Source organism: Massilia sp. MP_M2, assembly GCF_039123635.1.
GTDB lineage: Bacteria > Pseudomonadota > Gammaproteobacteria > Burkholderiales > Burkholderiaceae_D > Telluria.
This window is the reverse complement of the sequence record NZ_JBCHJF010000002.1, coordinates 317,186-329,544: the sequence shown is the minus strand read 5'-3', so window position 1 is coordinate 329,544 and position 12,359 is coordinate 317,186. Positions and strand designations below refer to the sequence as shown.

The 12,359-nt window shown below is 67.5% G+C and carries 11 protein-coding genes; 1 reads left to right on the top strand and 10 read right to left on the bottom strand.

All coding sequences use genetic code 11. The annotated features are described in order from the left end of the window. Positions 1-36: 36 nt before the first annotated feature. From RCH14_RS06280 to RCH14_RS06235, 10 genes are all read right to left on the bottom strand, one after another. Entirely contained in the window at positions 37-1,332 is a 1,296-nt protein-coding gene (locus tag RCH14_RS06280; protein ID WP_343025545.1) for an MFS transporter, read from the bottom strand. Positions 1,333-1,520: 188 nt separating this feature from the next. Beyond that, entirely contained in the window at positions 1,521-2,051 is a 531-nt protein-coding gene (locus RCH14_RS06275; protein ID WP_343025293.1) for a hypothetical protein, read from the bottom strand. Positions 2,052-2,206: 155 nt separating this feature from the next. Beyond that, positions 2,207-3,595, bottom strand: a complete 1,389-nt coding sequence (locus tag RCH14_RS06270) for a S41 family peptidase (RefSeq protein ID WP_343025292.1) — start codon at positions 3,593-3,595, stop codon at positions 2,207-2,209. A gap of 145 nt (positions 3,596-3,740) precedes the next feature. After that, positions 3,741-4,460: a bifunctional 2-polyprenyl-6-hydroxyphenol methylase/3-demethylubiquinol 3-O-methyltransferase UbiG gene (ubiG, locus tag RCH14_RS06265; RefSeq protein ID WP_343025291.1), complete on the bottom strand. Its 720-nt coding sequence runs from the start codon at positions 4,458-4,460 to the stop codon at positions 3,741-3,743. Then, positions 4,457-5,509, bottom strand: coding sequence for an FAD-dependent oxidoreductase (locus RCH14_RS06260; RefSeq protein WP_343025290.1), 1,053 nt, complete (start codon positions 5,507-5,509; stop codon positions 4,457-4,459). The genes ubiG and RCH14_RS06260 overlap by 4 nt, the downstream gene beginning before the upstream one ends. Next, complete coding sequence (locus tag RCH14_RS06255; protein WP_343025289.1) at positions 5,506-5,925, bottom strand: DUF393 domain-containing protein; 420 nt, start codon at positions 5,923-5,925, stop codon at positions 5,506-5,508. The genes RCH14_RS06260 and RCH14_RS06255 overlap by 4 nt, the downstream gene beginning before the upstream one ends. A gap of 15 nt (positions 5,926-5,940) precedes the next feature. Further along, positions 5,941-6,603: a tRNA-uridine aminocarboxypropyltransferase gene (locus RCH14_RS06250; protein ID WP_343025288.1), complete on the bottom strand. Its 663-nt coding sequence runs from the start codon at positions 6,601-6,603 to the stop codon at positions 5,941-5,943. Between the two features lie 14 nt (positions 6,604-6,617). Next, entirely contained in the window at positions 6,618-7,997 is a 1,380-nt protein-coding gene (locus RCH14_RS06245; protein ID WP_343025287.1) for an efflux transporter outer membrane subunit, read from the bottom strand. Then, the gene (locus RCH14_RS06240; RefSeq protein WP_343025286.1) at positions 7,994-9,085 is read right to left on the bottom strand and encodes an HlyD family secretion protein; all 1,092 of its coding nucleotides are present in this window, start codon (positions 9,083-9,085) and stop codon (positions 7,994-7,996) included. The genes RCH14_RS06245 and RCH14_RS06240 overlap by 4 nt, the downstream gene beginning before the upstream one ends. 1 nt (position 9,086) lies before the next feature. Next, entirely contained in the window at positions 9,087-10,730 is a 1,644-nt protein-coding gene (locus tag RCH14_RS06235; RefSeq protein WP_343025285.1) for an MFS transporter, read from the bottom strand. A gap of 243 nt (positions 10,731-10,973) precedes the next feature. Here RCH14_RS06235 and RCH14_RS06230 point away from each other — a divergent pair, with 243 nt between their 5' ends. Next, positions 10,974-12,251, top strand: a complete 1,278-nt coding sequence (locus tag RCH14_RS06230; RefSeq protein ID WP_343025284.1) for a CocE/NonD family hydrolase — start codon at positions 10,974-10,976, stop codon at positions 12,249-12,251. The last annotated feature ends 108 nt before the right edge of the window (positions 12,252-12,359 follow it).

Sequence of the window (12,359 nt, the reverse complement as noted above, 5' to 3'; positions counted from 1 at the left end):
GACATCCTAGCCGAGCCGCCGTGACAACTCAACGGTTCAGTCGAGCGCGCGCTGGCGCGACTCGGTGTCCACGCACAGGATGGCGATCGCGCCCATGAACAGGAAGCCAGAGAGCATGATCAGCGCCAGCGTGAAATGGGTCGCCATCACCGGCGCGACGATCGCCGGCGCAAACAGGCCGCCGAACCGGGCAACCGCCCCGGCCATGCCCATGCCGCTGGCGCGCAGGCGGGTCGGGTACACCTCGGGCGTGAACGCATACAGCGCGCCCCACGTCCCCAGCAGCGCAAAGCTCATCAGCAGCGTCGAGCCCACGACCAGCACGGTCGAGCTGCCCAGGCTGTAGCCGAGGCAACCGACACTGCTCAGCAGGAGAAACCCCACCAGCGTCGGCTTGCGACCCCAGCGTTCGACGCCATACGCCGCCAGCGCGAAGCCGGGCAACTGGACCAGCGCCAGCACGATCAAAAATTCCTGGCCGCGCATGAAGCCGAAGCCTTCCGCGCTCAGCCGGATTGGTAGATAGACGAACACGCCGTAATAGGCAATCGAGATCAGGCCCCAGGCGACGAACAGCGCGAGGCTGCGACGGCGCAATCCGCCCGAGAACAGCGACAGCAGTGTCGTTTTGACCTTAGGCTCGGGCAGCAACGGCGGCATCGTCAGCGTGCGGCCATTGGTCCTGGCCACGCGTTGCAGCACCGCACGCGCCTGTTCCGGCTTGCCGCTGCGGTGCAGGTACATGGGCGACTCCGGAATATACCAGCGCAGCACGATGCCGATGAGCGCCGGAATGCCGGTAACAAAGAAGATGACGCGCCACGCATCCTCGCCCCAGCCCACCGCCCACAGGGCCAGCACGGCCAGCGCAATCGTGCCAAGGGCCCAGAACGATTCGAGCAGCACCAGCCAGCGCCCGCGCCGGTCGCTGGGCAGGAACTCGGCCATCATCGTGTAATCGACCGGCAGCGTCGCGCCCACGCCGATGCCCGTCATCAGGCGCAGCGCCAGCAGCCACGTAAAATCGGGCGCAAACGCGGACGCCACGCCGAAGCAGGCGTCGATCACCACCGCCATCAGCAACACGGGCCGGCGACCGATGCGGTCTGCCAGGCGCCCGAAGACAAACGCGCCGATCAGCATACCGACGAAAAACACGGTCCCCGTCTGCAAGGCCTGCGGCATCGACAGCCCGAAGGTCTTCGCGATCGACGGCGCAGAAAAGCCGATCGACAACACCTGCATCGCGTCGGCCAGCCAGACCAGCCCGAAGATCAGGAAGATCCGGTACTGGAACCGGCCGACGCCGGCGGCCTGCAAGCCCTGCTCCATCGTCACGGCGACAGTGCCGGCCTCGTTCGGGGCGGTGTCGGAAAGACCGGCCTGCCCTGGTGTCACTGGTGTGGTCATGGATTCTTCTTGAGGCGACTGGACGGCGCGCGCGTCGGCGTGCCTGTCAATGCCGCATCTTAGAATAAAACGAGCTCGTCAGTGACGTTTTACCCATTGCCGGTGCCCGATCAGCCGCCGAAGTTCAGCGACGCGCCGCCCGGCCCACCTGGCCCCTGACCGGCACCGGGGCCACGCCCGTTGCCAGGCCCGCCGCGCCGGTTCGGCTCGTCGCGTTGCCCTGCCGGAGCGCCGCCGCGCCCGCCGCCTTCAGGCACCACGCGCATCAACTGCTCGCCAAAACGGCCGGCAACCTGGCGGCGCTGCGTGTCGTCGAGCCCATCGTTCACATCGAGCCACAGCGCGCGCAGTTGCCGATCCTCGGCGTTTGCTGTCGCACTTTCGGCATCGGTGGCTGCATCCAGCTTGCGCAGGTCAGCGTCCGGGATGGCCAGCAAGGTTCGGGCCCATTCCTGGAGTGCAGCGCGACGCCGGGTGCGATCGCGCAGGGTCGTGCGCGACGCTGCTTCGGCCTTGCTCCACAGGGTTTGCTGGTTGGGACTCAGGCCGAGCGACTGTTTCAGGTCGCCCGCGATGGGCAGCAGGTCTTCGGCCCGCAGATCGGTCAGTGGGACTGACTGCGCCGTTCCGGGGCCAGCCATGGCGAGTACCAGCAGGCAGGCGCGCAGCAAGCAAGGCAAGCGTGAGAACGTGGTTTGAACTGGCATACGACACCCATGGTCAGAAAAAGACGATCACGAATATAAGCGCACGGCAGGCGGCTGTCGTCCTGCTTTACCGAAACTTACCCGGCGCGTCACCACCGTTTCAGCGCAGCGCCAAGTTGCTTCAGGCCGGGGGGCAGTACGCCCAGCACGCTGCCAACACGACTAACCTTCCCCAACTCCGGCCCCAGCAAACGGATGGCAGCCGCCAGCGCCTTGTCGTCGCGTGTACCGAACATGCGCGTGCTTTCCACCCCGGCACGTGTTGCAGGCGGCGCGTCATCCGGTGCAGGCAGGATCGCGGCGAGATGCTGCGCCAGGTCTTCCTCGCGCAGTGCCAGTCCCGCCGCACCATCCTGCGTACCATCCGGCGCCACGATCACATCCGGCGTGATCCCACGCGCCTGGATTTCGTGGCCATTGGGCGTGAAGTAGCGCGCCACCGTGAGCTTGACGGCGCTGTCGGCAGTCAGCGGAAAGATGCTCTGGATCGAGCCCTTGCCGAAGGTGCGCGAACCAAGCACGGTGGCGCGACCATGATCTTGCAATGCGCCGGCCAGCAATTCGGCGGACGACGCCGACGCACCGTTGACCAGCACCGCCAGCGGCACCGTTCGCGCCCATGCGGGCAAGTCGGCCAGCACGTCCGGCCCATTGGCTCGTTGGTAAAAGCGCGGATCGACCGTGACGGTGGCTTGGGCAGCGGCATCGGTGGCACGCCCGCGCGCCGAAAACAATGGCGTCCCCGGCGGCAGGAACGCGCTGGCCACGCCGACCGCAGCCGACACCAGGCCGCCCGGATCATTGCGCACGTCGAGCACGATGCCGCGCGGCGCCCCGTTTGCGTCGAGCGTTTTTAACGCCGCAACCAGATCCTGCGCAGTGCGTCCTTCGAACGCCGTCACGTGGATCCACGCGATCCCGTTTGCCATCGGGCGCACCCGGACGGTCTGCGCCAGCAACGCGGCCCGGTGCAGCTTGACCGTGCGAACGGCGCCACTGCCGCCGCGCCGAACCCCGATCTCCAGCGCGCTGCCGGGCACGCCGCGCATGCGCTGCGCAATGTCGGGCAGGCGCATGCCGGCGATCGTCACGCCGTCGATCGACGCGATCATATCGCCCGGTTCGATGCCGGCAACGTAGGCCGGCGAGTCTGCGGTTACCGCCGTCACCAGCATGTCGGCGGCAGCGAAGTCGACACTGATGCCGATACCGGTGTACTCGCCGGCGTCGTCCCTCCGGACTTCAGCGAGCGCGTCCTTGTCCAGAAAACTCGAGTGCGGATCGAGTGACGCGAGCATGCCGACGATTGCCCCATCCAGCAGCTTCTTGTCGTCCGGCGCGTCGACGTAGCGGGTTTTAACCAGCGCATAGGCGGCCAGCAGAGCCTGGAATTCGGCAGTCGGGACCACGACCGGCTCGCCGGCCCGACAGGTGCCTGCAAACAAAAAGAGAAGAATGGCGGCGCGCAATCGTTGCATGAGTCGGTGTCCTGTAAGTTGGTCCGATTCTCTGCCGAGCTCTTGTTGTGTGCGGTTAAGCGTTTGTAAGCAGGTGTAAGCAGGGGCCAGCAAATACAGGCAAGCTGCCCGATGATCATCAAACGACTTTGCCCAGCTGATCCGGTCAGGCCGGACGGGCAAAGGTCGCCAGATAGTTGACGCTCGTATCTCTGCACCATGAGGCACGATGCAACACCGGCAGGTAACGCATGCCGCGCAAGTCGATCCGCTGCAGCCCGGAGCCGATGGCCGCGGCCGACAGCTCGGCCGGTTTGACGAAGCGGCGCCACTGGTGCGTGCCACGCGGCAGCACGCGCAGCACGTACTCGGCCCCCACGATGGCCAACAGGTAGCTCTTCAAGGTGCGGTCGATTGTCGACGCCAGCAGCAGGCCACCGGGCGCCACGCGCCGCGCTACCTCCTCGATGAAGGCGTGGGGGTCGGCCACATGCTCGGCCACCTCGAGCGCCAATACCACGTCGAAGCGTTCATCGGGCTGCAGCACGGTTTCCAGTTCGCCCAGGCGATAGTCGGGCGATGCGCCGCTGGCGGCGGCGTGGCGCTGCGACGCTGCCAGGTTACCGGGCGAGGCGTCGATGCCGACCACCTGCGCGCCGCGCAGCGCCAGCGGTTCGGACAGCAGCCCGCCGCCGCAGCCGACGTCGAGAATGCGCAGACCCGCCAGCGACGTATCGGCACGGCCGAAATGCGACGCCATGCAATCCAGCAGATAAGCCTGGCGCAGCGCATTTGTGACATGCAGCGGCCGCATCGGCCCGGTCGGGTCCCACCAGGTGGCGCCGAGCCGGTCGAAGCGCGCGATTTCGTCCGCCAGCGCGCTCATGCCCGGTCCCCGTTCGCACCAGCAGTCACCAGCGCGGCCAGCGCGCGGCCGGAGCGCCAGGCTCCTTCCACACCGCCGCCGGCCAGGGCATCGCCGCACACGCCAAGCCCCGTGCCCACATCCCACCAGGCACCAGCGCAGGCATGAGCGCCATCGGTTTGCTCGTCACCGGAAACCGCTGCCAGCGTTGCATACAGCCAGCGATGCACGGCCGCGAAGCGCCAGGCCAGCGCGCCGCCGACGCAATCGGCAAGCGCCGCCTGCAGCAGCGCCTGCACCTGGTCGGGCGGCGTGTCCAGGTGCGCGCCAGTCCAGTCTGGCGTTGCGTGCACCACCCACTGGGCCTGCGCCGCCAGCGCTGCGCGGGCCGGCTTGGCATCGTTGCGCAGCACCAGCGCCAACGGGCCGGACGCGGGCTGCGCCAGGTGCCAGTCACCGCCGCTTGCGGGCGCGTCGGTGATGCCCATCAAGACCCAGACGGGCAACATCGGCACTGCCTGCGCGCGCACGGCCCAATCCGGGCGATGCACGCCCAGCAGCACGGCCGCCTGTTGCGGCGGAATCGCCAGCGCCACGGCATCGAAGCCATCGGCCACGGTCACGCCGGCGCTCTCGATCGACCACATTGCGCCGCTGCGACGCACGCCATCGACCGTGCACAGGGTATGCAACGGCAGGTCCATCAACAATGCGCGGCACAGGGCCGGCATGTCGGGCGTGGCAACCCACATCGCGCCGCCTTGCAGGGCTGCGCTGTGTGGGGCCAGCCGCGGCGTCCAGCGTGCCAGCAGGCCGGCGCGCTGTCCCTCTTCCACGAAACCGAGGAAGTCGGCGCCCACGGCAGCAAAGCCCGGCGTGCCGTGATCCAGCCCCAGCACAGCGTCGGCGCCAGCGACCGACGTCACACGCCTGGTGGACATGCGCCCGCCAACACCGCGCGACTTGTCGAACACCTGCACCGCATGCCCGGCATCGGCCAGCGCGCGCGCACAGGCGGCCCCGGCAATGCCGGCCCCGACCACCGCTACCCGCATGCGCGCGCCCTTCATCGCTGGCTGCCCCGGCCGCGCCACAGCGGCCTCATGACCAGGAACAGGCGGTAGGCCGGCTCGAGCACCGCCAGCGCGATCCGGGAGCCCAGCAGGCGTCCAAGCCAGGCCCAGCGCGGCAGCGCCCGCCACATCAGGGTAAATGCCTCCGCGCCACTGGCCAGGGTGCCATCGGGACGGCGCATGTGCAGGCGCGCCATGGCGGCCTCGCGGTTCAGTCCCGGGCCAAGCGCTTCGGGCGCGCAGTGCGCGACGTCGACCCAGCACACCTGGTCTGCACCGTCCTGGCGTTGATAGAGGGCGATCTCGCGGGCGCATACCGGGCAGCCGCCGTCGTAGTACACCGTGGGGGAGGTTAAGGATTGTTCTTGCATGGTTTGATCATACAGGAAACAGGTCAAAATGCGGTTCATCATCACCGGTGTTTCCGTTTAATCACCCATTAAACGGTTCACGTCCTGTTCATCAGATGAGCTTGAGTTGCACGCGAGTGATCCGGCAGCGCAAGCGCGCACGTAGGCCGCCTGTTGTGCGACAAACCCGTCGAAGGCATCAAGCAGCGGGCCGAAGCGTTCGGGGGCGCCGTCCAATTGTCCCAGCGCCTGCGCCGCCGCTTCCAGGCTCGAGAGCTGATGCGGTGCATGCGCCTTGCGGATCCGGTAGTTCGATGGCGCCACGTCCGTCAGGCCCAGGCGCGGCAGCCGTTGCAGCGCCGGATTCAGGTACAGCATCTTGCGGCTCTTGCGCCAGGTGGCGTCGAGCAGCACCAGCCGCAGCGCGTCGGCCGGCAGCGCCGGCGTCGGCGGCGGCATGGGCAAGCCCGCGTCGCCAGGCGTGGCCGGATACAGCAACACGGGCGTGCGCCCATCCGCATGCAGCAAGCCGTGCAGCACCCCGGCCTCGAAGGCTTCGCCGGTCGCCAGCGCGCTGCCGGTCACGCACAGGTGCAGCAGGCGCGCGCTGTTCTTGGCGTTGCCCACTTCGAGCGGATGCTGCAGGATCAGCAAGTGCGCCTGCGCCTGTACCGGCGTGATCCAGCGACAAATGCAGGCCGACTGGGCCCGCAGGCACGTCGTGCAGACAGCGCGTTTCAAGCCAGCCGCACCCGTCACGGCGCCGGCGTCCAGCCACCACCCAGCGCGCGGTACAGGTCGACGTGCGCCGCCAGCAGACTCGTGCGCAGTTGCAGCGCCGCGAGATCGGCACTGAACGCGGTACGCTGCGCGTCGAGCTCTTCCAGGTACGACGCATAGCCGTTGGTGTAGCGGTTGTGAGCCACGCGCAGCACTTCGCCGGCCGCCGCGCGCCGCGCTTCGGCTTGCACCAATTGCCGCTGCAAGCCATCGATCGACGCCAGCGCATTCTCGGTTTCGGCAAACGCCGTGCGCACCACGGCCTCATAGCCGTAGATCGCGCGATCACGCACCGTGCCGGCGATCTCGGCCTGGGCGCGCAGGCGGCCCGCATCGAACAAGGGAGCAAGGACACTACCGCCGATGCTCCACAATTCCGTCGGCGAGCGCAGCAATTGCGAGATGCCGCCCGCCCCTGCCCCGAGCGACGCCGTCAACCGGATCGACGGCAAGAGCGCGTCGCGCGCCACGGCCAGGCTGGCGTCGGCCGCCGCGATGGCCTGCTCGGCCTGGGCGATGTCGGGCCGACGCCGCAGCAGTTTGGACGGCAAGCCGGGGGCCGGGGTTGGCTCACGCAGCGACAGCAGATCGGCACCGCGTGCAATTGCGCCCGGACTTGCGCCCAGCAGCAGATTGAGCGCCTGTTCCTGCTGCGCCACCTGCCGCTCCAGCTGCGGGACGGTGCCGGCGGTCGCGCGCAATTCGGCCTCGGCCTGCGACATTTCCAGGCGCGAGCTGTAGCCCACTTCGAACTGGTGCCGCGCCAGGTTGTACGAGCGCTCGCGCGAGGCCAGCGTGGCCTTGGCCAGCGCCAGCTGGGCGTCCAGGCCAAGCAGGTTCAGGTAGCCCGACGCCGTATTGGCTGCCACCGCCAGCGCCGCCGCTTCCAGCGCTGCCTCTTGCGACAGCGCCTCGAACCGCGCCGCCTCGATGGTGTTGCCCACGCGGCCAAACAGATCCAGCTCGTAACTGGCCTGCACCGCGCCCACGAGCGACGTCGATTCAATCGGCGTGCCGAGCGGCCCAATGGCGCGCGCCCGCGTCGGCGCCAGCGACAGGTTCAGCGCCGGCAGGCGCGCGCTGTCGGCCACGCGAATGCGCGCCTGGTATTCCTGCAGCCGCGCGCGCGCAACCTTGAGGTCGCCGTTGTTCGCCTGCGCCTGTTGCACCAGCGCGTCCAGCGCCGGATCGCCGAACGCGCGCCACCAGTCGCGTTCGACGCTGGCATTCGCGCCGGGCAAGGTCGTGCGCCAGGCCACCGGCACCGTCACCGAGGATGGCGGCGCCGGCTGCGGCGCCATCGCGCACGCGGCCAACAGGAGTGGCGCCGCCAGAACCACCAAGCGCCGCTTCACCGCTGCCCCGCGTTCGCCGTGGTGGCAGCGGCCGTATCGATCGTCGTCACCACCGACATCCCTGGCCGCAGGCGCTGGGCCAGCGGCTGGTTCGGGTCGATGCTGATGCGTACCGGAATGCGCTGTGCGATCTTGACGTAGTTGCCGGTGGCGTTATCCGGCGCGATCACCGAAAACTCCGAGCCGGTGGCGGGCGCGATGCGCTCGACGTGGCCACGCAGCTTCGCGCCGCCCAGCGCATCGACACTAAAACTGACGGGCTGGCCGACGGCCACCCGCGCCATCTGCGTTTCCTTCATGTTCGCGATGATCCACATCTGGTTCGGAACCAGCGCGGTCAGCTGCGCGCCGGCATTCACGAAGGCGCCCTGGCGCACGGTCACTTGCCCCAGCTGACCGTCGCGCGGCGCAATGATATTGGTGTTGGACAGGTCGATCTCGGCCAGCTTGACGGCTGCTTCGGCGCTGGCAACGGCCGCTTCGAGAGCGGCGTGGTTGACGCCGACCGACGCCAGGTTCTGACGGGCGATCTCGACCGAGGCGCGTGCCTGATCGCGGCTGGCCGTGGACTGGGCGCGGGTGGCGCGCGCGGCGTCGAGTTCGCGCGCGGACAGCGAACCGTCGGCCGCCAGTTCTTCGACGCGGCGCAGGTCGGCGCTGCTGCGCTGCGACTGCGCTTCGTTGGAGGCCAGCAGCGCCTGGTTCTGGGCGATGGTCGCGCGGGCGCTGGCATTGGTCTGCGCGAAATTGGCCAGGGCCGCCTGGCGGTTGGCCAGTTCGGCCCGTGCCTGCGCCAGGCGCTGGATCGGAATCCGGTCATCGATGCGCAGGAGCAGCTCGCCCTTCTTGACGGTCTGGAAATCCTGCACGCGCACCTCGGTCACGTAGCCGCTCAGTTGCGGACTGATGATCGTCACCTGGCCGCGCACCAGCGCGTTCTCGGTCGCCTGCAGCGTGCTGCGAAACGGCGGCAGGTTCCAAGCGTACAGCACGATCAGGATGCCAACGAGCGCGATGGCGGCAAAACCCAGCGCGCTAAGGATGATCTTGCGCGTCGGGCGCGCGGGAGTAGGAACAGGTTCTGACATATCAATCGGTGACGGTGATGGGTGCGGGAATGTTATTGGCAGGTGCGGCTGGCGCCGGTGCCGGCGCCGCGGCCGGGGCGGTAGCCGGGAGGTTGTAATGCAGCCAGAGGGCGTGCAGGAAGATCCAGGTCGCGCTCGCGGCGGCGATCATGGCGATCATCAAAAACACGTCGTTGTAGACCAGGATATTCGCTTCGCGCGTGGCGCTGGCGGCCAGCGACGCCAGGCTCTGGCGCGTGCGCGCGGCCGGATCGGCCAGCAACTGCCCTGCGGCTGCAGCGCCGGACTGGATGCGACTGGCCACCAGCGGATCGAGCAAACTCAAGCCCTCGACGATCGTCGATGAGTGGAATTTTTCGCGCATGATCTGGAATGTGCCGACCAGCGCCGAGCCGATCAGGCCGCCCAGATTCTGGGTCAGGCCGAACAGCACCGAGAAACTGATCAAGGCGCCCGGATTACCGATCACGGTGACGATCATTGAAATCAAGGAGGGCCCGATGAACAGCGTGCCGCCGAACGCGAGCAGGCTCTGGCTCAGGTACATCTGCTCGGCGCGGGTCTGGTTATTGGCATGCGCATCCATCCAGGCGCCCAGCGCCATCAGCAGCAGCGCAATGACCTGTGGCGCTATCAAGTGCTTCACGTCGACCGTCAGGGCCGACACGACGATGCCGGCGACGGTGGCCGCCAGCACGCACAGGAACAGCGACTGCATCTGGTTGTTGTCCAGTCCCACGGCGCGCAGGAAACCGACCGCGCCCACGCTTTGCTCGGACAGCACGATGCGCACCAGCAGCAGCGACAGCGCGACGCGCAGGATGTTGCGGTTGGTCAGCCAGCGCAGGTTCAGCAGCGGATTGGCCCGGTTGTGCTCGACGCACATCGCCGCGGCGAGCAGGAAGATCGACACCGCCAGCGCCACGCCGATCCACGCCTGTTCGGTCCACCAGAAGATGCGCCCGAACGTGAGCACCATGCACAGCAGCGCCATGCCCGGCGCGAACAGCGCGAACGTGACGAAGTCGGTGGGCCGGAACGCCTTGACGCGGTCGCCCGGCGGCAACTTGAGCAGCAGCACGGCGCCGAGGGACACCAGCGCCAGGCCCAGCTCGAACATGTACAGGCCGCGCCACTCGGCAATGCGCAGCAGGTCGCCCGAGAAGATATAGGCCAGCGGCAGCGCCAGCTGGGCCGTGCCGAGCGAGATCGCGATGCCTTTCAGGCGCCACTCTTTCTTGAACCCCTGCAGCGTGTAATACAGGCCAAGTGGACTGACGGCGGCGGCCAGCATGCCGTGGGCGGCGCGCACGGCAATCGCCGAACCGAGATCGTTGACGAACAGGTGGGCCAGCGTGACCAGCGCGTACAGCACCAGGAAACATTCGGTGAACAGGCGCAGGCCAAACTGTTGCCGAAATTTCACCAGCAGCAGGTTCATCGACGCATTGGCCATCACGTAAGCGGCCGGCAACCAGGCCGTTTCGGTCTGGTAGGCGCCCAGCACGCCCTGCAGATTGATCAGGTTGACGGCAACCAGCGCATTGCCCAGGCCGCCTGTAATCGTGACGAGGATGCCGACCGCCAGATAGGCCAGTCGCAGCTTTGTGGTGTGCGCCGGCGTGGACGGGGAGCCGGGCAACATCGGCTTTTCGTCGGGTGCCCATTCGCGTGGCGCATACTTGCTCATCCTGCTGTTTCACCATAATTGTCAGGCTCGCTATCTTACGCCTTTGCTCGGCATCTCGTCGGATGGCACTTTCGCCACACGCAAAAATTTATTGCCCAAGTTAGTCAACAAGATATTGCCCTACGGATTTATTGGTCCTAGACTCAGATTTGTTCCGTGCGGAAATTGTTCCGTGAGGCAGCATGTCCAGAGCCAGCCATGTCGAGAATCCAGTCCATCCGCACCCTGATGTCCGCTTCGATTGCCGCATTAGCCCTGCTGCCCGCGTTTGCCCAGTCGCAGGAACTGCCGCCGTCACACCCTGTCGCAAGCACGCTCGACTACCGGATGAACGAGCACGTCATCCAGGTGCCGGCCGGCCCGGACGATGTGCTGCTCGAGACCACTGTTTTCCAGCCCAACGGGGCCGGCCCGTTCCCCCTGATCGTCATCAACCACGGCAAGGACCCGGGCCGCCCGAGCCTGCAGTCGCGCGACCGCTTCTATCATATGGCGTCCGTGTTCGTGAAGCGCGGCTACGCGGTGATGGTGCCGATGCGCCAGGGTTTTTCGAAGTCGGGTGGACGTTACCGCGATCGCGGCTGCGACATGACCGCCAATGGCTACACCCAGGCCGAAGACATCCGCGCCACCCTCGCCCATGCACGCCAGCAACCGTGGATCGACGGCGCGCGCATGATCGTGGCCGGGCAATCGTACGGCGGACTGGCGGCCATCGCACTGGGCACCCAGGCGCTGCCGGGCGTGCGCGGCCTGATCAATTTCGCGGGCGGCTTGCGCGACGACAGCAACCGCTGCGCCTGGCGCTCGCAACTGGTGGCGGCCTTTGCCGACTATGGGGCCAAGGCGAAGGTTCCGAGCCTGTGGCTGTATGGCCAGAACGATTCGCTGTTCGGTCCGGAGCTGGCCAGCCGCATGCACGCCGCTTACGCCGGGGCCGGGGGCCGTGGCCGCCTGGTCGAGCTCCCCGCCTTCAAGCGCGATGCGCACGGCCTGCTGGCCAGCCGCGACGGTGAAAAAGTGTGGCTGCAAGATACTGAACAGTTCCTGCGCGAGATCGGCATGCCCACCGCCATCGTGGTCGACGTCCCTGCCCCGCCCAGCCCGGCGCGCACCGATTATGCGCAGGTCGACGATATCGCGGCCGTGCCGTTCCTGTCCGAAAACGGCCGCCGCGCTTACCGCGACTATCTGACCAAGATGACGCCGCGCGCGTTTGCCGTGTCGGCCAGCGGCGGCTGGACCTGGGCCGAGGAAGGCGAAGATCCGGATGGGCGCGCACTGGCGACCTGCACGGCCAAGAGCAAGGAGCCGTGCCGGCTGTACTCGATCGACGACTATGTGGTCTGGCATGACGAGCGCATCGACGGGGCCGTGGCCGGGAAAGCGGCGGCCACGGCGGCAATCATGCCGGCGCCGAACCCGATGACTGAATTCGATCCGACGACCTCGGTGGGCAGCACGACCGCGCGCTGATCGTGCACGCTTGTCAAGCGGCCTGCGCAGTTCTTGCTGCACGAGTTCGCTTTACCGTGCGTCGGGTCGATCCAGCGCAAACCGTCGCTTGGTGATACGCCCGACAAT

What these genes read in the sequence shown, in the direction of transcription:
- RCH14_RS06275 (WP_343025293.1), bottom strand. Translation starts at nt 2,051, where the DNA reads ATGGCTGGCCCCGGAACGGCGCAGTCAGTCCCACTGACCGATCTGCGG.
- RCH14_RS06260 (WP_343025290.1), bottom strand. Translation starts at nt 5,509, where the DNA reads ATGAAGGGCGCGCGCATGCGGGTAGCGGTGGTCGGGGCCGGCATTGCC.
- RCH14_RS06280 (WP_343025545.1), bottom strand. Translation starts at nt 1,332, where the DNA reads ATGGAGCAGGGCTTGCAGGCCGCCGGCGTCGGCCGGTTCCAGTACCGG.
- ubiG (WP_343025291.1), bottom strand. Translation starts at nt 4,460, where the DNA reads ATGAGCGCGCTGGCGGACGAAATCGCGCGCTTCGACCGGCTCGGCGCC.
- RCH14_RS06255 (WP_343025289.1), bottom strand. Translation starts at nt 5,925, where the DNA reads ATGATGAACCGCATTTTGACCTGTTTCCTGTATGATCAAACCATGCAA.
- RCH14_RS06230 (WP_343025284.1), top strand. Translation starts at nt 10,974, where the DNA reads ATGTCGAGAATCCAGTCCATCCGCACCCTGATGTCCGCTTCGATTGCC.
- RCH14_RS06240 (WP_343025286.1), bottom strand. Translation starts at nt 9,085, where the DNA reads ATGTCAGAACCTGTTCCTACTCCCGCGCGCCCGACGCGCAAGATCATC.
- RCH14_RS06270 (WP_343025292.1), bottom strand. Translation starts at nt 3,595, where the DNA reads ATGCAACGATTGCGCGCCGCCATTCTTCTCTTTTTGTTTGCAGGCACC.
- RCH14_RS06235 (WP_343025285.1), bottom strand. Translation starts at nt 10,730, where the DNA reads ATGTTGCCCGGCTCCCCGTCCACGCCGGCGCACACCACAAAGCTGCGA.